Origin of the sequence: Pseudomonas sp. PGPPP4, assembly GCF_002256045.1 — a bacterium.
GTDB lineage: Bacteria > Pseudomonadota > Gammaproteobacteria > Pseudomonadales > Pseudomonadaceae > Chryseomonas > Chryseomonas oryzihabitans.
In genome coordinates, this window is the sequence record NZ_NKID01000003.1 from 341,952 (window position 1) to 362,365 (window position 20,414).

A 20,414-nucleotide genomic window follows, 5' to 3' on the forward strand; every position below is an offset into this window, starting at 1 on the left:
CGCGAGGGTGCCGATTGACAGATCCAGCCTTGCCCCTACTATGGGATATACAGCCGATATATCCCGGAGGTCGATCATGGATCAAGGCGCCGTATTCCAAAGCAATCGCAGTCAGGCGGTGAGACTGCCAAAGGCGGTTGCCCTGCCTGCAGACGTGAAGCGCGTCGATGTGGTCGCGGTCGGCCGCACGAGGATCATTACCCCGGCCGGGGAATCCTGGGATTCCTGGTTCGAGGGGGAGGGTGTCACGGCGGATTTCATGGCGGAACGGGACCAGCCTGCCGAGCAGGAGCGCGAGGGCTTCTGATGCTCAAGTTCATGCTCGACACCAACACCTGCATCTTCACCATCAAGAACCGACCGACGTCGGTTCGCGAGGCCTTCACCCGGCACCAAGGGCAGTTGTGCATCAGTACGATCACCCAGATGGAGCTGATCTACGGTGCGGAAAAGTCTTCCAGCCCGGAGCGCAACCTGGCGGTGATCGAGGGCTTCGCCGCGCGGCTGGAGGTGTTGACGTACGGTCCCGAAGCCGCAGCCCATACCGGGCAGTTGCGCGCCGAACTAGCCCGAGCGGGTCAGCAGATCGGTCCTTACGATCAGATGATCGCGGGGCATGCGCGCTCCCTGGGCCTGATCGTGGTCACCAACAACCGTCGCGAGTTCGACCGGGTGCCAGGCCTGCGCGTTGAAGACTGGGTCACTGCGGCAGGAAATTAGCGCGCAAGGCGCTCTATCCGCCTCTGACTGCGGCACAGTGATAAGGAACAGCAGGGCCCTGGCGTACAGCCCAGCTGTCGGACCCAGGAGCCTGGCTAATATCGTAACGATTTCGATACGCCGTTTGTAAATCGATACGAGTGTAGCGGGTTGGGGCGTCAATCGTAACGATTTCGCTACGGCGCAATAGGGGTTCTTTAGCTAAACCCCTGAAAACACTGGCCTTTGTTCCTGGCATCACCCTTGCAATCCCAGACCCATCTATCCATCAGGACAAAGGTCCGCAGGAGTCTGGCAATGGGTCTGCGCTATACCGAAGAACACGAATGGCTGCGTCAGGAAGCCGATGGCAGCATTACCGTCGGCATCACCGACTATGCTCAGGACTCCTTGGGCGACCTGGTCTTCGTGCAATTGCCGGAGCTGCGCAGCTACGCCCAAGGCGATGAGGTGGCGGTGCTGGAGTCGGTCAAGGCCGCCAGCAACATCACCATGCCGCTGGACGGCGAGGTCCTGGCCGTCAACGAGGCGCTCAACGAGGCGCCCGAGACCATTAACAGCGATCCGCTGAACGCCGGCTGGTTCTTTCGTTTCCAGCCCGCCAATGCCGAAGCCTTCGCCGCGCTGCTCGACGAAGCCGCCTATCAGCAACTGATCAAGGGGTAAGACCGCCATGTCGCTGCACGACACCCTCAGCACCGCCGACGAATTCGTCCCGCGCCACATCGGTCCGCGCGAGCTCGACGAGATCGCCATGCTGAATCTGCTCGGCTACGAATCCCTGGACGCCATGACCGCCCAGGTGATCCCCGAGAGCATCAAGGGCACCAGCGTGCTGGACCTGCCCGCCGGGCTGTCCGAAGCCGACGCCCTGGCCGAGCTGCGCGCCATCGCCGGCAAGAATCGCCTGCTCAAGAGCCTGATCGGCCAGGGCTACTACAACACCCATACTCCGGCGCCGATCCTGCGCAACCTGCTGGAAAATCCGGCCTGGTACACCGCCTACACCCCCTACCAGCCGGAAATCTCCCAGGGTCGCCTGGAAGCCCTGCTCAACTTCCAGACGCTGATCGGCGACCTCACCGGCATGCCGGTGGCCAACGCCTCGCTGCTGGACGAGGGCACCGCCGCTGCCGAGGCCATGACCTTCTGCAAGCGCCTGGCGAAAAACAAGGCCGGCGCCTTCTTCGCCTCCGTGCACTGCCATCCGCAGACCCTGGACGTCCTGCGCACCCGCGCCGAGCCTCTGGGCATCGAGGTGGTGGTGGGTGTGGAAACCGAGATCGAGGACCACGGCCGCTTCTTTGGCGCCCTGTTCCAGTATCCGATGACCACCGGCGAGATCCGTGACTACCGGGAAAGCATCCAGGCCTTCCAGGCTGCCGGTGCCCTGGTGGCCATGGCCGCCGACCTGCTGGCCCTGACCCTGCTCACCCCGCCCGGCGAACTGGGCGCGGACGTGGCCATCGGCACCGCGCAGCGTTTTGGCGTACCGCTCGGTTTCGGCGGCCCGCACGCGGCCTACTTCGCCACCCAGGACAAGTACAAGCGCGATATGCCCGGTCGTGTCGTCGGCGTGTCCATCGACCGCCACGGCAACCCGGCCTATCGCCTGGCGCTGCAGACCCGCGAGCAGCACATCCGCCGCGAGAAGGCCACCAGCAACATCTGCACCGCCCAGGTGCTCCTGGCCAACATCGCCAGCATGTATGCGGTCTACCACGGTCCCGAAGGCCTGACCCGCATCGCCACCCGGGTGCAGCGTCTGACCAGCCTGCTGGCCGCCGGGCTGCAGCGCCTGGGCCACGAGACCCAGCACACCGCCTTCGACACCCTGACCCTGGTGTTCGGGGCGCGCACCGCCGCGCTGCACGAGGCCGCCCGTGCCCGTGGCTACAACCTGCGCGAAGTCAGCGCCGAGGCCCTGGGCGTTTCTTTGGACGAGACCAGCACCCTGGCCGACGTCCAGGCGCTGATGGAAATCCTGGCCGACGGCAAGCCCGCGCCCCGGGTCGCCGAGCTGGCCGATGCCCAGGGCGTGGAAGTGCCCGCGGCGCTGCAGCGCCAATCGGCCTTCCTGACCCATCCGGTGTTCGCCAGCCACAGGTCCGAGACCGAGCTGATGCGTTACCTGCGCAAGCTGGCGGACAAGGACCTGGCGCTGGATCGCACCATGATCCCGCTGGGTTCCTGCACCATGAAGCTCAACGCCGCCAGCGAGATGATCCCGGTCACCTGGGCGGAATTCGGCGGTATCCACCCCTTCGCCCCGGCCGACCAGGCCGAGGGCTATGCCCAGCTCACCACCGAGCTGGAAGCCATGCTCTGCGCCGCCACCGGCTATGACGCCGTCTCCCTGCAGCCCAATGCCGGCTCCCAGGGCGAGTACGCCGGCCTGCTGGCCATCCGTGCCTATCACGCGAGCCGCGGCCAGGGCGAACGCGACGTCTGCCTGATTCCGGCCTCGGCCCACGGCACCAACCCGGCTACCGCCAGCATGGTCGACATGCGCGTGGTGGTGGTGGCCTGCGACAAGCGCGGCAACGTCGACCTCGACGACCTGCGCGCCAAGGCCGAACAGCACAGCGAGCGCCTGGCTGCGCTGATGATCACCTATCCGTCCACCCACGGGGTCTTCGAAGAGGCCATCCGCGAGATCTGCCAGGTGGTCCATGACCACGGCGGCCAGGTCTACATCGACGGCGCCAACATGAACGCCATGGTCGGTCTCTGCGCCCCGGGTCAGTTCGGCGGTGACGTCTCCCACCTCAACCTGCACAAGACCTTCTGCATCCCCCACGGCGGCGGCGGTCCGGGCGTCGGCCCCATCGGTGTCAAGGCGCACCTGGCGCCCTTCCTGCCCGGCCATGCCCGGCTGGAACGCAAGGAGGGCGCGGTCTGCGCGGCGCCCTACGGCAGCGCCAGCATCCTGCCGATCTCCTGGATGTACCTGAAGATGATGGGCAGCGCCGGTCTGACCCGCGCCTCCCAGGTGGCCATCCTCAGCGCCAACTACATCGCCCGTCGGCTGGAAGAGCACTACCCGGTGCTCTACAGCGGCACCGGCGGCCTGGTGGCTCACGAGTGCATCCTCGACCTGCGCCCGCTCAAGGACAGCAGCGGCGTGACCGTGGACGACGTGGCCAAGCGCCTGATCGACTTCGGCTTCCATGCCCCGACCATGTCCTTCCCGGTGGCCGGCACCCTGATGATCGAGCCCACCGAGAGCGAGTCCAAGCAGGAACTGGATAGATTCTGCGACGCCATGATCGCCATCCGCGAAGAGATCCGCGCCCTGGAAGCCGGCACTCTGGATCCCCAGGACAACCCGCTGAAGAACGCGCCGCACACCGCGCGCGAACTAGCCGGGGAGTGGACCCACCCCTACAGCCGCGAGCAGGCGGTCTTCCCGCTGCCGAGTCTGGTGGACGGCAAGTACTGGCCGCCGGTGGCGCGCATCGACAACGTCTACGGCGATCGCAACCTGGTCTGCTCCTGCCCGCCGATCGAAGCCTACGGCGAGGCCTGACCCTCACCCCCGGCCCCTCTCCCAGGGGGAGAGGGGAGGAGAACGGTGGTCCCGCTGCAGTCCCGAGCGAGCCGCCCGCTCTTCCCCCTCTCCCTCAGGGAGAGGGCCGGGGTGAGGGATGACCCCATCACCCACGTCGCGACCCCATAGCCCAGCGCTGTCCCGTTCCCCTTGCCTGGGGCGCGACAGCCGCCACCCGACACGGAGCCCCACCATGTCCCTGCTCAAGACTTCGCTGCACGCCCTGCACCTGGAACTCGGCGCCCGCATGGTGCCCTTCGCCGGCTACGAGATGCCGGTGCAATACCCGCTCGGCGTGCTCAAGGAGCACCAGCACACCCGCGCCCAGGCCGGGTTGTTCGATGTGTCCCACATGGGTCAGGTCCTGCTCGAAGGCGAAGAAGCCGCCGAAGCCCTGGAGTCCCTGGTGCCGGTCGACATCATCGACCTGCCCAGCGGCATGCAGCGCTATGCCCTGCTGACCGACGACAACGGCGGCATCCTCGACGACCTGATGGTCGCCAACCTGGGTGACTGCCTCTATCTGGTGGTCAACGCCGCCTGCAAGGAAGCCGACCTCGCCCACCTGGAAAAGCACCTGGGCGATCGCTGTCAGGTGCTGCCGCAATTCGATCGCGCCTTGCTGGCCTTGCAGGGCCCGGCCGCCGCCGCGGTGCTGGCGCGCCTGGCGCCAGAAGTGGCCGAGATGACCTTCATGCAGGTCCGCCGCGTCAAGCTGCTGGACCAGCCCTGCATCGTCAGTCGCAGTGGCTATACCGGCGAAGACGGCTACGAGATCTCGGTGCCCAGCGCCGCCGCCGAGGCCCTGGCCCGCCGCCTGCTGGCCGAGCCGGAAGTCGAGGCCATCGGCCTGGGCGCGCGCGACTCCCTGCGCCTGGAAGCCGGTCTCTGCCTCTATGGCCACGACATGGATGCCGGCACCACGCCGGTGATGGCCAACCTGGGGTGGGCGCTGTCCAAGGTACGTCGTGAAGGCAACGGTCGCGCCGGCGGTTTCCCCGGTGCCGAGCGCATCTTCACCGAGCAGCGTGAGGGCGTGAGCCGCAAGCGCGTCGGTCTGCTGGTGCAGGAACGGGTGCCGGTGCGCGAGGGTGCCGAGCTGGTGGATGCCAATGGCGCCAGCATCGGTCGTGTCACCAGTGGCGGCTTCGGCCCGACCCTGGGGGCGCCGGTGGCCATGGGCTATGTCGACAGCGACTTCGCCGCTCTGGATACCCAGCTGTTCGCCGTGGTGCGCGGCAAGCAGGTGCCGGTCAAGGTCGCCAAGACCCCCTTCGTGCCGCAGCGGTATTACCGCGGGTAATCAATCGCCAAGAGCATCGCAGCCATGGCGGTCCGCCGCTGCGGCCGCTCCGGTGATGCGGCTTGATCTTTTTATCGCGGCCATGGGCCGCTCCTACAGTACTGGTAGGAGCGGCCCATGGCCGCGATGCTTTTGCCGTCACGCCAGCGGATAATCGCGAAACACCGACAGGGCCTCCGCTTCGGCGGTCAGGGCCTCCAGCGTCGGGTAGTTACGCCGCTCGATCAGCCCCGGCAGGGCGAAGTGCAGGAAGGTCCAGGCCACCGCCGTGTCGATGGCATCCTGGCCGATACTGTCTTCACCCAGCAGCGGACGCGGGCCCAGCCAGGCCTTGTCGAGGGCGCCACAGGCCGCGCGCAACTGACCTTCCACGCGCTGCTGCCAGGGCGCATGCCGCTTCTCTTCCGGTCGCAGGTCACGCTCGTACACCAGCTGCACCGCCTTCTCGGACACGGCCAGCGCCAGGCCGCTGCGACTGAGGGCGGTCGCCCGGGCCGCGTGGCCACTCGGCCGCAACTGCCGACTGCCACAGGCGAGATGTTGGACATAGTCCAGAATCAGCGATGAATCCATCAGCCGCTGACCGTCCAGGCAGATCAATGTGGGCGCCTTGAGCACCGGATTGAAGCTGCGAAAGCGCTCGACCTCACGAAACAGCGAGATCTGGCGCAGCTCGAAGGGCAGAACCAGCAGGCGAAGGGAGATCGCGACCCGCCGCACATAGGGGGAGTCGAGCATGCCGATGAGTTGCATGGGGGCGTCCTGTCAGAAAGAGTGAATCCTGTTTCACGTGGAACGTCATCCTGGCCGTGTGTTTCACGCCAGGTGCCGCTCTGGACAAGACATTAAGGATTCGGCGAAGCTGCTTCCAGCGAGAAATTCTGACCGGACCATTAAGGAAAGCTTACATGTTCCGTGTGCCGCCGTTGAATGCCCTGCGCTGCTTCGAAGCGGTTGCCCGCCTGGGCAGCGTGACCCGCGCCGCCAATGAATTGCACCTCACCCATGCCGCGGTCAGTCAGCAGGTGAAGGGCCTGGAGCACCAGCTGGGCATGGTGCTGTTCGAGCGCCAGGGGCGCGGGATCGAGGTCACCGGCGACGGTCGCGTCTATGCCGAGCAGGTCCGCCAGCTGCTCGAGGATCTGGACGAGGCGACCCGGCGACTGCAGGCCCGCCCGCGGCGCAACGAGCTGGTATTTGCCACCTTTCCCTCCTTCGCCACCCACTGGCTGCTGCCCCGGCTGCCGCGATTTCGCGCCCTGTACCCGGACTATCGCATCCGTATCCAGACCAGCCTGGATTTCCAGGATCTGCGCCAGGGCATGGTGGATATCGGAGTGCGCATGGGCGAGGGCCAGTGGGATGGCCTGACGGCGCTTCGGCTGTTTCAGGACGATGTGCTGCTGGTGGCGGCACCTGGTTACAACGGTGGGCAACTGCCGTGCAGCCTGGACGAGGCTCTCACGCAGCCGCTATTGCACACGGAGGAAACCTGGCTGCACTGGGGCGAAACGGCTGGTCTAGGCGAAGCAGCACCCAATCGCGGCATCAGCGTGAATGATTCCAACGTGGTACTGGAGGCGCTACGCCTTGGTCAGGCGCTAGCGCTGGAGCGGCGCAGCCTGGTGCATGCCGCGCTGGACGAGGGGCGTCTGGTCCAGCTCAGTCCGGTAACAGCGCCCTATCCCTATGCCTACTGGCTGGTCTGGCCGGAACGCGCCGAATCGGCGGAAAAGCAGGAGCGCTTCAGTGCCTGGATCCAGGCCGAGGTCGCGACCTACCTGGCCGCGCTGGAGACGCCGACGCCCGCCTAGGGCGTCGGGCGGGAGGTCTTAGCGCAGCAGCAGCTTGCGACGGCCGTCCGGCCAGACTTCCCAGAGTTGATCGTTGATGCGCTGCACCTGGCTGGTGGTCCGGCGCATGGCCGAAATGCTGGCCCGCAGGGCCTGGCCGCTGGCGGTGTCGACGATATTTCCGGCGCCGGTGCTCTCGGCCGTGGCGCGATCCATAGCTACAGTGTTCATTGACGCCTCCCAGAGCTCGGCTAAAGACGGCGAAAGTGCCGTAGCCCAAGGACTGCCCAGCCACGGCAAGATTCCGCGTCCGCGGCGGCCGCCGTTCAAGCTGTGATCCACGTCCTGAGCACGCTGTGGCCCACTGGGCGAATTTGCGCAAAGACCGCTTTCTGTACGGATATACAGATTAGGCCTTGCGCCGCTCGCGCAGGCTTTGCATCCTGTGGCGATTCCCCTCGTGCGACGCCCGCCATGCAGCTGTATCTCTGCGAAAAACCCTCCCAGGCCAAGGACATCGCCCGCCTCCTCGGCGCCACCCGCCGCGGCGAGGGCTGCCTGCAGGGGCAGGGCGTGACCGTGACCTGGTGCATCGGCCACCTGCTGGAAACGGCGCCACCGGACGCCTATGACGCCCGCTACAAGCGCTGGTCGCTGGACGACCTGCCCATCGTCCCCGAGCAGTGGAAGCTGCAGGTCAAGAAGACCACCGGCAGCCAGTTCAAGGCGGTCAAGCGCCTGCTGGGCGAGGCCAGCGAACTGGTGATCGCCACCGACGCCGATCGCGAAGGCGAGATGATCGCCCGCGAGCTGGTGGAGCATTGCCGCTATCGCGGGCCGATCCGCCGGCTGTGGCTGTCGGCGCTGGATGACGTCTCCATCCGCCGCGCCCTGGCCGCGCTCAAGCCCGGTGCCGAGACCTATGGGCTCTATCAGTCCGCCCTGGGCCGCTCGCGCGCCGACTGGCTGATCGGCATGAACATGAGCCGGCTGTTCACCCTGCTGGGGCGTCGCTCCGGCTATCAGGGCGTGCTTTCGGTCGGACGGGTGCAGACGCCGACCCTGCGTCTAGTGGTGGACCGCGATCGTGCCATCGCCGCCTTCGTGCCGGTGCCCTTCTGGACCGTGGAGGCGACCCTGGACGCCTCCGGCAGTCGCTTCCAGGCCCAATGGCAGCCGCCAGAGGACGTCTGCGACGACCAGGGCCGCTGTCTCAAGCCCGAGGTGGCCCAGGCGGCGGCGCGGGCCATTGAGGCGGCTGGGCAGGCGCGGCTGGTCAAGCTCAAGACCGAGCGCGTCCGCGAGGCGGCCCCCTTGCCCTTCGATCTGGGCACCTTGCAGGAGGTCTGCTCCAAGCGCCTCAACCTAGGCGCCCAGCAGACCCTGGACGTCGCCCAGGCGCTCTACGAGAAGTACAAGCTGATCACCTATCCGCGCAGCGATTGCGGCTACCTGCCGCTGTCCCAGCACGCCGAGGCGCCGGCGCTGCTGGCCGCCTTGCTGGGCGCCGACAGCAGTCTCGCCCCCTTGCGCGACCACCTGGACGCCAGTCGCCGCTCGCGGGCCTGGAACGATGCGAAGGTCAGCGCCCACCACGGCATCATCCCGACGCAGGTGACCCGCGACCTGGGCCGCCTGAGTCCCCAGGAGCGCAACGTCTACGGCCTGATCCGCGCACGCTACCTGGCGCAGTTCCTACCGCCACACGAATTCGATCGCACCGAGGCCGACTTCGAGGCGGGCGGCGAACGCCTGCGGGCCACCGGCAAGCGGCTGGTGGAACCGGGCTGGCGGCGCGCCTTGCCCGAATCGCTCACGCCGCCCAAGGGTCGCGAGGCACCGCCGCCCCAGGCGCTGCCCGAGTTGCGCGAGGGTGAGTCCTATCCGGTGGTGGAAGTGCGCTGCAAGGATCAGCTGACCCAACCGCCCAAGCCCTTCACCGAGGGCGATCTGATCAAGGCGATGAAGAATGTCGCCAAGCTGGTGGAGGATCCCGCCCTCAAGCAGAAGCTCAAGGACACCACCGGCATCGGCACCGAGGCGACCCGCGCCAGCATCATCCAGGGCCTGCTGGACCGCGGCTACCTGGTCAAGCAGGGCAAGGCCCTGGCGGCGACGCCGGCGGCCTTCGGCCTGATCGACGCCGTGCCCCGGGCCATCGCCGATCCGGGCACCACGGCGCTCTGGGAGCAGGCGCTGGATCGGGTGCAGGAGGGCGAGCTGAGCCTGGCCGAATTCGTCACCAAGCAATCGGCTTGGATGGGCAAGCAGGTGGAGCGCTGTCTCAGCCTGACCCTGACCATCAGCGGGCCGCCGCCGGCGGGCAAGGGCGCGCCCTGGAAGAAGAAGCGACGTACGGGCGGGAGCAAGGCCAAGGCGACGGCGAAGACGGGTGGCGCACCGTCGCGCGTGCGCAAGCCGAGGGTCAAGCCGGGCTGAGGGCTGCGTGAAGGCGTTCGAGCACAGCGTCGGGCTGGGCCAGGACGTCGTGGTTCCAGAAGCGCAGGATCTGGAAGCCCTGGGCCTGCAGCCAGGCATCGCGCTCGCGGTCGTTGACGCTGCCCTGATGCTGGCCGCCATCCAGTTCGATCACCAGCCGCGCTTCCAGGCAGACGAAGTCGAAGATATAGCGGCCATAGGGATGCTGACGGCGGAATTTATGGCCCTGTAGACGGTTGCCGCGCAGGTGTTGCCAGAGCAGGCGCTCGGCATCGGTCTGGCCCCGCCGCAGGGCGCGGGCATGGGTGATGAGGGGCATGGGAATCCTTTCCCTGGGTGTCTTGGTGTCGGGTTTGCCCTCACCCCAGCCCTCTCCCGGAGGGAGAGGGGGCGGTACGGAGCGAGAGGTGATCTGGGGAGTATCGCCTGGAGCGATAGTGTTGGCGAGGCTCTGGAACGGGGTTTTCGAGAGCGTTGAGCTGAGGAAGTTGGCGCGGCCCAGCTACCTGATACTTTGGTGAGAGCATTGCCCTCACCCCGGCTCTCTCCCAAAGGGAGAGGGGCAATAAGGAGCGAAGCGGAGCTGTGTAGCAGCACCCGCTGAAAGACAGTCATACAGTCAGAACCGCTATCGCAGTGACACTGAAAACAGCTTCAAGACGCATGTCTGGCGGAAGAGCCCGCTACCACTCCAGACCGCCCCCTCTCCCTGGGGGAGAGGGTCGGGGTGAGGGCGGCAGGCCCAGGCGTTGCGGATCGCTATCGCAGTAACAATGGAACGACACTGAGTCTCATGTCTGGAGGAGAAGCCCTGCACCGCTCCAGACCACCCCCTCTCCCTGGGGGAGAGGGTTGGGGTGAGGGCGCAAGGCCCCGTGCCCGCGTCTTATTTCTTCTCGAACGCCGCCGCGGCCGTGGCATAGGCCGCTTCGTGGTAATCGAATTCGGCGGACTGCACCAGCAGGGTTTCCTCGTCCTCGGTGAAGGCGATCACTGGGCGATAGGAGAGGCCGTCGGCCTTGATTTCGGCTTCGTCGATGAGCTTGGAGAGATCGAAGGCGAAGTCGCCGCAGATGGCCTTGGCCTGGGCGTCGGTGATGCCGTGTTTCTTCAGGGCATCGCGCAGCAGGCTGCTCCACTGGTATTGAAACTGGAGACCCAGTTTGGCGTAGCTGGGACCGTAGTCGATTTCCATGAGTGTGTAACCGGGGCTTGGGAGGAGGGGGCGAACTCGCCACAGCGGCCAGCGAAATGACCGTTGTGAGCGCTGCCGGTGGCACTACGATGGCGTGCCACAAAGCCCAGGCAAAGGGGAGCGGGCCGGACGGCCAAATCTAATGACCGAGAGGCCCGCAGCCAGGGACGAGCGGTTATTCGTGCACGATGCGCGAGTGATCGCGGGTGTCCTTCATGAAGACGTAGACCAGCAGCGAGCAGGCGATGCAGCCGGTCACGTACCAGTAGTAACCGCTCTCCATGCCGATGCTCTTGAACCACAGCGCCAGGTATTCGGCGGTGCCGCCAAAGATGGACACGGTCAGGGCATAGGGCAGGCCGACGCCCAGGGCGCGGATCTCGGTGGGAAACAGCTCGGCCTTCACCACGGCGTTGATCGAGGTGTAGAAGCTGACGATCACCAGCGCCACCATGATCAGGCCGAAGGCGCCCCACCAGGAGGTGACGCTGCCCAGGGCGGTGAGGATCGGGTAGGTGAACAGGGTGCCGAGCACGCCGAAGGCGATCAGCACCGGGCGCCGGCCGACGCGGTCGGAGAGGGCGCCGACCACGGGCTGCAGCAGCATGAACAGAAACAGCGTCGCCGCCGAGATGGAGGTGGCGTCGGTCTTGCTCATGCCCACCGAGTTGACCAGGTACTTCTGCATGTAGGTGGTGTAGGTGTAGAAGGCCAGGGTGCCGCCCATGGTCAGGCCGACCACGGTGAAGAATTCCTTGGGATGGCGCATCAGGGTGCGCATCAGGGATTCCTTGGGCTTCTCGGCCTTCTTGAAGGAGCTGGTCTCTTCCATGCCGCGGCGCAGGTAGAGCGCGGTCACGGCGCAGGCGGCGCCGATCAGGAAGGGGATGCGCCAGCCCCAGCTTTCCAGCTGTTCGACGGTCAGGGTCTGCTGCAGCACGATCAGGGTGGCCAGCGCCAGCAACTGGCCGGAGATCAGGGTGACGTACTGGAAGCTGGAGTAGAAGCCGCGGCTTTCCTTGGTTGCCATCTCGCTCAGGTAGGTGGCGGAGGTGCCGTATTCACCGCCCACCGAAAGGCCCTGCAGCAGCCGCGCCAGCACAAGCATGATGGGGGCGGCGACGCCGATGGTGGTGTAGCTGGGGGTGAGGGCGATGATCAGCGAGCCGGCGCACATCATGATCACCGAGACCATCAGCGCGGACTTGCGGCCGGCCTTGTCGGCATAGAGGCCCATCAGCCAGCCGCCGATGGGGCGCATGAGAAAGCCCACGGCAAAGATGGCGGCGACGTTGAGCAGCTGGGCGGTCTGGTCGCCCTTGGGAAAGAAGGCCTTGGCGAAATACAGCGAGAAGGCGGCGTAGACGTACCAGTCGTACCATTCGACCAGGTTGCCGACGGAACCGCTGAAGATGGACTTGATGCGCTGCGAGGTGGTCTTGGGCGCGGTCTGGCCGGCCGCGAGGGTAGCGGTGCTATCCACAGGGTGTTCCTCTTGTCGTTGTTATTAGGGCGCTCGGGGCGTCGACAAGGGCTATAGCAGGGGGCGTGCCAGGTCGCGAATCCGCGTCCTGACTGGGTTTTGCAGTGGCGGATCGGCGAAAGATCGCCGAAAGCCGGTGAGCAATGAGCGGATTTCCGCCTATTGCCGCTCAATCCTCGTCGCGGAAGGCGGCCCGTACCAGGCCATGGCGCTGCATCTTCTCGTTGAGGGTGCGCCGTGGCAGTTGCAACTCGTCCATCACCGCCTTGATCTCGCCGCCGTGGCGGGCCAGGGCGGCGCGCAGGCACTGGGCCTCGAAGGCTTCCAGCTGATCGGCCAGGGAGTGGCCCGCGGCCGCGGTGGCGGGGGTACCCAGGCCGAGGGCCTCGCGCTCGGCGGCATTGGCCAGCTCACGGACATTCCCCGGCCAGCCGTGACCCAGCAGCTGGGCCAGCCGCGCCGCGCCGGGCGGGGTGACCGGGCGCCCCAGGCGGGCGCCGGCCTCGGCGATGAAGTGATCGAACAGCAGCGGGATGTCCTCGCGGCGCGCCCGCAACGGCGGCAGGTGCAGCTCGGCGACATTGAGGCGATAGGCCAGGTCTTCGCGAAAGCGTCCGGCGCGGGCTTCTTCCAGGAGATCCGGCTTGGTGGCGGCGACGATGCGCAGGTCCAGGGCGATGCTCTGGTTGGAGCCGAGGCGCTCCAGACGCTGCTCCTGCAGCACCCGCAAGAGCTTGACCTGCTGCGCCAGGGGCATGCTCTCGATCTCGTCGAGAAACAGGGTGCCGCCGTTGGCGTATTCCAGCTTGCCGATGCGCTTGCCCTGGGCGCCGGTGAAGGCGCCGCTCTCGTGGCCGAACAATTCGCTCTCGAACAGCTGCTCGGGGATGGCCGCGCAGTTGAGGGCGACAAAGGCCTTGTCGGCGCGGGGACCGAAGTCGTGCAGGCAGCGGGCGACCAGTTCCTTGCCGCTGCCGGTCTCGCCGCGCAGGAGCACATTGACCGGCGTCGGCGCCAGGTCGAGGATCTGCTGGCGCAGCCGGACGATGCCCGGCGAGACGCCGAGCAGGCGGCGGGCGAGGGCGCTCTGGTCGTCGACCCGGCGATGCAGCTGGCGGTTCTCCAGCACCAGCCGGCGCTTTTCCAGGGCGCGGCCGAGATCGCCGAGCAGGGCCTCGGGGCTGAAGGGCTTTTCCAGGAAGTCATAGGCGCCCTGGCGCATGGCGCTGACCGCCAGGGCGACATCGCCGTGGGCGGTAAGCAGGATCACCGGCAGATCGGGATCCAGCGCCTGCAGCCGTTCCAGCAGGGCCAGGCCGTCCATGCCGGGCATGCGCACGTCGCTGACCACCACCCCGGCGAAATCCGGCGTCACCGCCGCCAGGCAGTCTTCGGCGCGGGCGAACAGCCGCACCTGATGCCCCGACAGCTCCAGCCACTGGCGTACCGCTTCGCGGATGCTGGCTTCGTCGTCGACCAGATAGACCTGAGCTTGCATGGGAGGCGTCCTCTCGCGGCCAGTGCGCCGCTACCTTGCCCGAAGGCCGGCGACGGGTCGAGTCCCTAGCCGGGTCCCGGCAGCACCGGCAGGCCGAGACGGGCGCAGGCCCCACCCTCCGGGCGATTGCCCAGTTCGATGCGTCCGCCCAGGTGCTGGGCGACGGTCTGGACGATGGACAGTCCCAGGCCGGCGCCATTGGCCGCGCCGCTGCTGTAGAAGCGCTCGAACAGCCGCGGCTGGATCTCCGTGGCGATGCCGGGGCCCTGGTCGAGGATCTGGATCTCCGCCCAGTCGGCGCTGACCTCCAGGCGGATGCGGATCTCGCCGCCGGGAGGCGAGACGTTGACCGCGTTGGTCAGCAGATTCTGCAGGGCGATGCCCAGCATGGCGCTGTCGCCGTGGACCTGCACCTGGCTGGCTTCGGCGTCGAGGCTCAGGTCCAGGCCCTTGTCGAGAATCCAGGGACCCAGTTCTTCCAGGGTGGCGCTGAGGGCGGTGCGCAGGTCGAAGCGCTGCTCGGCGCTCCAGCTCGGCCGCGGTTCCAGGCGTGCCAGGATCAGCAGCTGGTTGACCACCCGGGTCAGCCGATCGGTGCCGCTGACGACGAATTTCAGCGCCTCGTCGCGGGCCGCCGCGGTCTGCGCGGACAGGGCGTTCTGCGCATGCAGGCGCAGCACCGCCAGGGGCGTGCGCAGTTCGTGGGCGGCGTCGGCGATGAAGCGGCGTTCGCGCTGCAGCAGTTGCTCGATCTGCAGCAGCAGCCGATTGAGCGCGGCCTGCATGGGTTCCAGTTCGCGCGGCAAGGGATCGAGCTGCAGGGGTTGCAGGGATTCCGGGTCGCGGTGGCGGATCAGCCCGGCCATGCGCCGCAGCGGTTTCAGGCCCCAGCCGATGGCCAGCCAGGCCAACAGCGACAGCAGCACCAGGCCGACCAGATGCGGGGTGAGGGTATGGCGCAGGATGCGGCGGACCAGATCGGCGCGCACCTCTTCGCGCTCGCCGACCCAGAGCATCAGGTCGTGCTCGGGATCGGGCAGCAGGAAGCCATACCAGGCCTCGCCCTCCAGTGTCTGCTCGGTGAAGCCCGGGGTCGTCGGCATGCTGAAGAGGGGCGCGCTGGGCGAGCGCATCAGGGGGTCGCCGCGCGCGTTCCAGGCCTGGAAGGCCATCTTCGCCTCGTATCTGTGGCCATAGGGGCTGTCGGTGGCTTCGGCCAGGGCCTGGGTGACACTGGCGTGCAGCGCCAGGCGGCCTTCGCCACGGGGGGCGGCGCGCAGCATGCCCTGCAGGATGCGCGCGCTCTGGGCCAGCTGGGCATCGTAGATCTCGCCGATCTCGCGCTGGCTGTCGTGGACGTTGGTCAGGGCGATCAGCAGGGTGCCGATCAGCAGCAGCGAAAGCACCAGGCCGACGGTGCGGCGGCGGATGGAGGTCATGGGCACTCGAGGCGGTAACCGATGCCCCTGACCGTGCGGATCAGGTCGGCGCGCAACTTCTTGCGCAGGTTGTAGATGTGCACTTCCAGGGTGTTGCTTTCCACCCCCTCGTCCCAGCCGTAGAGCAGCCCCATGAGGCGGTCGCGACTGAAGATCTTGCCCGGATTGGCCAGCAGTTCGTGCAGCAGCTGGTATTCGCGCGGGGTGAGGTTGACCGGCTGGCCATCGAAGGTGACCCGGCGGGTGGCCGGATCCAGGGCGATGCCGCCGCCTTCGAGCTGGATCTGCGAGGGACCGTTGCGCCGCCGCAGCAGGGCGCGCAGGCGCGCCTTGAGTTCCTTGATGTCGAAGGGCTTGACCAGGTAGTCGTCGGCGCCGGCGTCGAGGCCGGCGACCCGGTCCTCGGTGTCGTCGCGCGCGGTGAGGATCAGCACCGGGGTGGTCAGGCCGTTGGCGCGGCTCTGGCGCAGCACCTGGATGCCGTCCAGGCGCGGCAGGCCGAGATCCAGCACCACCAGGTCGAAGCCCTCTTCGCGCAGCGCGTGGACGGCACTTTCGCCGTCCTTGAGCCAGTCCAGCGTATAGCCCTCTTCCCGCAGACTGGTGCGGATGCCCTCACCGAGGTCGGGATCGTCTTCGATCAGCAGCACGCGCATGGAGGCCTCGTCACTTCAGCTTCTGGTCGACGTCCTTGAGCAGCGCGGCGATCTCGCCCCGCCGTCCCTGGTCGGCCAGTTCGCGTCCGGGCCGCGGGGCGGCCTGCTGCGCCTTGAGCAGGGCGGCGCGGGCCTCGGCATAGCGCTTCTGGCGATACAGGTGGTCGCCCCAGAAGTATAGGGTATCGATACCGGTGGGGTTGAGGGCGAGGGCCTGCTGCAGCAGACGATCGGCTTCGCTGGCGTCACCGAAGGCGATCGGCCAGCCGGGGACCCGGTCGTAGAGCGCGGCGAGGCTGGTGTAGGCGGAGCCCTGCAGCGCCGTGGGATCGAGCTTGAGCGCCTGTTCCAGGTCGGTGCGGGCTTCCTTGACCTTGCCCAGTGCCCCCAGCCCGCCCTGGGCGCCGGCCCAGCTGCTGAGCACGATGCCCTGCCAGATCAGCGCCGGGGCCGACTGGGGGGCGGCCTGGGTGAAGGCGCGCGCCTCACCGGCCAGCTGTTCGAAGGCGGCGGGCTTTTCGGTGCTGGGCAGGCGGTACTGGATCTCGGCCCAGCGCTGCTGGATCTGCGCCAAGCGCTGGCCATCGTCGGCCAGGGCGAAAGGGCTGGCGAGCAGGGCGGCGAGCAGCAGGCCGAGGGCCTTGCGTGGGGACGTCATGGGTGTTTCTCCGGGGCGAAGGCGGGGTCGATGAAGCGGCGGATTACCGGCAACTGGCGGCGCAGGGCGCGATCCACCAGGCCGGGCAGCAGGCCGTTGAGGCGGACGAAGAGCTTTTCCGGCCAGCCGAGATGGAGCTCCTGGCGGTCCTCGACCAGGGCGCGGATCACCGCGCCGGCGACCACGACGGGGTCGTCCACCTGGCTCTTGAGCGCCTGGTTCACGGCCATGGCCGCCGGGCTGTTCATCGCCGTGCGGGTGGCGCGGGGCGCCACGTAGAGCACCCGGATACGGGTATCGGCCAGTTCCCGGCGCAGGGCCTGGGTGAAGCCGCGCAGGGCGAACTTGCTGGCGCAATAGGGCGCATAGCCGGGATAGCCGATGGAGCCCAGGGTGGAGCCGACATGGGCGATCACCGCCCGCGGCTGGCGGCGCAGCAGGGGCAGCAGCAGGCGGGTCAGCTGGATAGCCGCGCCGATGTTGATCGCCAGCAGGTTGTCGATGGCGTCGTCGTCGAGGGCTTCGAGCAGGGCGAAGCTGTTGCTGCCGGCGGCGTTGAGCAGCACGTTGACGCCCTGGCCGCGGCTGGCTTCGGCCAACACCGCCTGGCGATCGGCCCGGCGGGTGAGATCGGCATCGAGCAGGCGCAGCCGACCGCCCAGGCGCTCGGCCAGCGGCTGCAGGGCGCGGGTGTCACGGGCCACCGCCAGCACCTGGGCGCCGCCGGCGCAGAGTTGTTCCACCAGCGGCAGGCCGATGCCGCCGCTGGCGCCGGTCAGCAGGATGCGGCAGTCAGGCAGCTGCATGGCGCTGCTCCGGTTGCTGGCCGGCGCCGGGCAGGGCGCGGAACATGTCGGCATAGAGGCGATAGACCACCTTGGAGACGCGGATCACCGCGGCCTGGTCGGCCGGATCGTCCAGGCGATCCATCAGCTGGCGGTAGGTCGCCATGTGTTCCTGGTCGAGGCTGCCGTGGGAATCCAGGTAGCTGAAGGCCGTGGCCGGCAGGCCCAGCTGGCCGCGGATGGCGCCGGCGGCCTGGGTGGCCAAGGCGATGCTGGTGCCTTCGAGCACATTGACCATGCCGAACAGGCCGACCGGATTGTCGCGGGCGATGAAGTCGTAGAGATAGGCCACCATCAGCTCGATGGGCAGTTCGGGGCGGCTGGCGCGCACCGCCTCGGCATCGCCCCCGCAGGCGGCGATGTCGCTGAGGATCCACTGGTCGTGGCCGTATTCTTCCTCGATGTATTCGCAGACCGCGCCGCGCAGCCATTCCAGCCGCGCCGGCAGGCGGGCGCCGCAGGCCATCATCAGCGGCGCGGTGTGGCGGACGTGGTGATAGGCCTGGCCGAGAAAGGCGACATAGCTCTCCAGGGCGACGTTGCCGCTCAGGGCGGCGCGGATGATGGGCACCTCGAACAGCGCCTGGCGTTCCGCGGCGGTTTCGGTTTGCAGGGTGGCGAAGAAACTCATGCTGGTACCTCCAGAAGGTGCGAGAGCAGGGCCGCGTGATGCGCCTGGATGGCGTCGCGGCGAAGGCGTCCGGTCGCGGTGAGCTGGCCGTTGGCGGGGGTGAAGGGTTCGGCGAGGCGGTGCCAGGCGCCGATGCGGGCATAGTCGGGCAGGCGCTGGTTGAGGCAGGCGACCTGATCGGCGAGAAAGCTGTCGGGCAGGTCCGGCTGGCGCGGCCAGAGCAGCGCCACCAGGTGCCGGGCGCCTTCGCCCTGCACATAGGCCTGGGCGATGGGGCCGCGCTGGGTGAGTTCGGCCTCGATCCAGCCCGGATCGACATTGCGTCCCGAGGCCAGGCTGAACTGGTGTTTCTTGCGGCCACGCAGGTAGAGATAGCCGTTGGCGTCGAATTCGCCGAGATCACCGGTGGCCACCTCGTCGGTGGCGCTCGCGGGGTCGCCCAGATAGCCGGCGAAATCGACGCCGCCGATCAGGATCTCGCCGTCGGCGGCCAGGCGCAGGCGCACATGGGGCAGCGGTTGGCCGACGCTGCCCGGGCGGTTGGCCTCAGGGCGATTGAGGGCCACCACCGAGGCGCACTCCGACAGGCCATAGCCCTGGAACAGCGGCAGGCCCAGCGCGCTGGCGCGGGTCAGCAGCGCCTCGCTCAGCGGTGCCCCGCCCACGGCGGCGAAGCGCAGCCCGTCCAGGCGCAGCAGCCCGCGTTCGCCCAGCTCCACGAGTCCCTGCAACAGCTGGGGCATGAGGATCAGGCTGTGCGGCTGGCGCTGCTGCAGGCAGGCGGCCAGCTGTGCCCAGTCGATGCCGGCGGAACCGCTGACGCCCTGGTCGGTGCCCTTGAGCACCACCACCTCGGCACCGGCCAGCAGCGCGGCATAGACCCCGAGATTTTCCAGCAGGATGCCCAGCGACAGGAGCACCTGATGGCGCTGGGGCGCCAGCGGCCGGCTAACGGCTTCCAGGCTGGCGGCCACCCGCAGCAGTTGCCCAGCCTTGAGGCAGACGCCCTTGGGCGTGCCGGTGGTGCCGGAGGTATAGGTGAGCTTGGCGGTGTCCGCCGGCAACGGAGTGCGGGCCGCTGCCGGCCGCTGCCAGCCGCTCTCGCTCGCGGTGAAGCCTGCCGCAGCCCATTCCTCGGTGCGCTCCGGGCGCCCCAGCAGCAGATCGGCGCCGCAGTCGCGCAGGACATGGGCGCGCTGCGCAGGGCTGAAGAAGTCCGGCAGGGTCACGCAGGGCAGCCCGGCGCGCAGGGCGGCCAGGTCCCAGGCCAGCAATTCGGGGCCGTTGGGCAGGTCCAGCGCCAGCCGCTGGATCTCGTGCTCGCGCAGCCAGGCGGCGCGGGCGGTGACCTCCTGCAGCAGCCGGGCATAGCTCCAGGTCTCGTGACTGCCGGTCAGCGCCGGCCGGTCGCTGTGCCAGGCGTGGCGCTCCAGGGTGGTGAAGAAGTCGACGACAGGGCAGGCTTCAAGCGACATGGCAGTCTTCCTCGCCAAGGGTGGTGAGGCCCAGGCGGGCGAAGATGCCGGCCTGCAGCAACTGCTGATAGCCCTGCTGGATGTCACCGGCGCAGACCTGGGGAGCGTTGGCGTAGTAGGAGCCCCAGCTCTCGCGCTCGGCGCCCAGGCAGGCCGGATCGGCGGGGCCCAGCACCTGGGGCGCCAGGCCGAGGCGATGAAAGCTGTTGATCAGGCGGGTGGCGCCGGTAAAGGTCACCCAGCGCCGGCCGCTGCGGGCCAGCAGCCAGGTGGTGACGACGATCAGCAGACGCGCCTGGCCCGGACCCAGCGCCGCCAGATTGCCGACCTCCACCACCTCCGCGCGATCGATCGGTCGGCCGAGCGCCGCCGCCACCTGGATCTCTACCGGCTGGGGCAGATAGCGTTCGAGAAACAGCGGCTGGTCCAGCGCGGTGCGGATTCCCACCGCCGCCTGCAGCACGCCTTCGGCATCGCGCAGGGCGAGCAGCAGCGGCAGGAAGTGGCTGATGCGGGCACCGTGCTCCAGGGCGAAGCGCGCGCCGATGAAGGCTTCGGTCGCCTGCCGGCCGGGTGCTTCGCGCGGCTCCAGGCCGGCCAGCAGCGAACCGCTGCGGTCGGCCAGGGTAAAGCTGTACGGGAACTGCCAAGTCACGTCGAGCATCGCGACCTCTCCGGGGGGAATACGAGGCGCAGTCTTGGCGGTCAAGCTGAAGGCAATCTGAAGCG

General features: G+C 67.9%; 20 protein-coding genes. 7 read left to right on the plus strand and 13 right to left on the minus strand.

Translation table 11 applies throughout. The features are described 5' to 3' along the window. The first annotated feature begins 76 nt into the window (after nt 1–76). The 5 genes from vapB (at nt 77) to gcvT (ending at nt 5,573) form a co-directional block, all read left to right on the plus strand. Complete coding sequence (gene vapB, locus CFE50_RS07300) at nt 77–307, plus strand: type II toxin-antitoxin system VapB family antitoxin (protein WP_027597360.1); 231 nt, start codon at nt 77–79, stop codon at nt 305–307. Continuing rightward, entirely contained in the window at nt 307–720 is a 414-nt protein-coding gene (gene vapC / locus CFE50_RS07305; RefSeq protein WP_241807955.1) for a type II toxin-antitoxin system tRNA(fMet)-specific endonuclease VapC, read from the plus strand. The genes vapB and vapC overlap by 1 nt, the downstream gene beginning before the upstream one ends. Before the next feature lie 297 nt (nt 721–1,017). Further along, nucleotides 1,018–1,386, plus strand: a complete 369-nt coding sequence (gcvH, locus tag CFE50_RS07310) for a glycine cleavage system protein GcvH (protein WP_286732290.1) — start codon at nt 1,018–1,020, stop codon at nt 1,384–1,386. A gap of 7 nt (nt 1,387–1,393) precedes the next feature. Next, nucleotides 1,394–4,249: an aminomethyl-transferring glycine dehydrogenase gene (gene gcvP / locus CFE50_RS07315; protein WP_286732291.1), complete on the plus strand. Its 2,856-nt coding sequence runs from the start codon at nt 1,394–1,396 to the stop codon at nt 4,247–4,249. Between the two features lie 214 nt (nt 4,250–4,463). After that, nucleotides 4,464–5,573: a glycine cleavage system aminomethyltransferase GcvT gene (gene gcvT / locus CFE50_RS07320; RefSeq protein WP_027597363.1), complete on the plus strand. Its 1,110-nt coding sequence runs from the start codon at nt 4,464–4,466 to the stop codon at nt 5,571–5,573. Nucleotides 5,574–5,711: 138 nt separating this feature from the next. Here gcvT and CFE50_RS07325 read toward each other — a convergent pair whose 3' ends face one another. Further along, on the minus strand, nt 5,712–6,326 hold the full coding sequence (locus tag CFE50_RS07325; protein ID WP_286732293.1) for a glutathione S-transferase: 615 nt from the start codon (nt 6,324–6,326) through the stop codon (nt 5,712–5,714). A 155-nt stretch (nt 6,327–6,481) separates the two neighbouring features. Between CFE50_RS07325 and CFE50_RS07330 the strand changes: the two genes are divergently transcribed. Continuing rightward, complete coding sequence (locus CFE50_RS07330) at nt 6,482–7,387, plus strand: LysR substrate-binding domain-containing protein (protein ID WP_286732294.1); 906 nt, start codon at nt 6,482–6,484, stop codon at nt 7,385–7,387. Nucleotides 7,388–7,405: 18 nt separating this feature from the next. On the opposite strand, the gene CFE50_RS07335 is transcribed toward CFE50_RS07330, so the two are convergent. Next, nucleotides 7,406–7,597 carry a hypothetical protein gene (locus CFE50_RS07335; protein WP_144945249.1) on the minus strand — a complete coding sequence of 64 codons (192 nt, stop codon included), beginning with the start codon at nt 7,595–7,597 and terminating at the stop codon, nt 7,406–7,408. A 243-nt stretch (nt 7,598–7,840) separates the two neighbouring features. Here CFE50_RS07335 and CFE50_RS07340 point away from each other — a divergent pair, with 243 nt between their 5' ends. Next, nucleotides 7,841–9,805: a DNA topoisomerase III gene (locus CFE50_RS07340; protein WP_286732297.1), complete on the plus strand. Its 1,965-nt coding sequence runs from the start codon at nt 7,841–7,843 to the stop codon at nt 9,803–9,805. Here the strand turns inward: CFE50_RS07340 and CFE50_RS07345 are convergent. The 11 genes from CFE50_RS07345 to CFE50_RS07395 all read right to left on the minus strand — a co-directional run bounded on the left by CFE50_RS07345 (nt 9,792) and on the right by CFE50_RS07395 (nt 20,349). Continuing rightward, nucleotides 9,792–10,124 (minus strand): endonuclease domain-containing protein, encoded by a 333-nt coding sequence (locus CFE50_RS07345; RefSeq protein WP_286732299.1) that lies wholly within the window; start codon nt 10,122–10,124, stop codon nt 9,792–9,794. The two genes, CFE50_RS07340 and CFE50_RS07345, sit on opposite strands and share 14 nt — an antisense overlap. Before the next feature lie 567 nt (nt 10,125–10,691). Beyond that, nucleotides 10,692–11,000 (minus strand): hypothetical protein, encoded by a 309-nt coding sequence (locus CFE50_RS07350; RefSeq protein WP_027597369.1) that lies wholly within the window; start codon nt 10,998–11,000, stop codon nt 10,692–10,694. A 175-nt stretch (nt 11,001–11,175) separates the two neighbouring features. After that, nucleotides 11,176–12,483 carry an MFS transporter gene (locus CFE50_RS07355; protein WP_241807963.1) on the minus strand — a complete coding sequence of 436 codons (1,308 nt, stop codon included), beginning with the start codon at nt 12,481–12,483 and terminating at the stop codon, nt 11,176–11,178. A gap of 169 nt (nt 12,484–12,652) precedes the next feature. Next, the gene (gene mifR / locus CFE50_RS07360) at nt 12,653–13,981 is read right to left on the minus strand and encodes a two-component system response regulator MifR (protein ID WP_286732303.1); all 1,329 of its coding nucleotides are present in this window, start codon (nt 13,979–13,981) and stop codon (nt 12,653–12,655) included. 65 nt (nt 13,982–14,046) lie between these two features. Beyond that, nucleotides 14,047–15,420, minus strand: a complete 1,374-nt coding sequence (locus tag CFE50_RS07365; RefSeq protein WP_241807965.1) for a sensor histidine kinase — start codon at nt 15,418–15,420, stop codon at nt 14,047–14,049. Next, nucleotides 15,417–16,076, minus strand: a complete 660-nt coding sequence (locus CFE50_RS07370; RefSeq protein ID WP_027597373.1) for a response regulator transcription factor — start codon at nt 16,074–16,076, stop codon at nt 15,417–15,419. The genes CFE50_RS07365 and CFE50_RS07370 overlap by 4 nt, the downstream gene beginning before the upstream one ends. 10 nt (nt 16,077–16,086) lie before the next feature. Beyond that, nucleotides 16,087–16,734: a tetratricopeptide repeat protein gene (locus CFE50_RS07375; RefSeq protein ID WP_241807966.1), complete on the minus strand. Its 648-nt coding sequence runs from the start codon at nt 16,732–16,734 to the stop codon at nt 16,087–16,089. After that, complete coding sequence (locus tag CFE50_RS07380; protein WP_241807967.1) at nt 16,731–17,540, minus strand: SDR family oxidoreductase; 810 nt, start codon at nt 17,538–17,540, stop codon at nt 16,731–16,733. Before CFE50_RS07380 ends, CFE50_RS07375 begins: the two co-directional genes overlap by 4 nt. Beyond that, nucleotides 17,527–18,210: an iron-containing redox enzyme family protein gene (locus CFE50_RS07385; RefSeq protein WP_286732307.1), complete on the minus strand. Its 684-nt coding sequence runs from the start codon at nt 18,208–18,210 to the stop codon at nt 17,527–17,529. The genes CFE50_RS07380 and CFE50_RS07385 overlap by 14 nt, the downstream gene beginning before the upstream one ends. Further along, nucleotides 18,207–19,685 (minus strand): AMP-binding protein, encoded by a 1,479-nt coding sequence (locus CFE50_RS07390; RefSeq protein ID WP_286732309.1) that lies wholly within the window; start codon nt 19,683–19,685, stop codon nt 18,207–18,209. Before CFE50_RS07390 ends, CFE50_RS07385 begins: the two co-directional genes overlap by 4 nt. After that, on the minus strand, nt 19,675–20,349 hold the full coding sequence (locus tag CFE50_RS07395; protein ID WP_286732311.1) for a thermostable hemolysin: 675 nt from the start codon (nt 20,347–20,349) through the stop codon (nt 19,675–19,677). The genes CFE50_RS07390 and CFE50_RS07395 overlap by 11 nt, the downstream gene beginning before the upstream one ends. Nucleotides 20,350–20,414 lie beyond the last annotated feature (65 nt).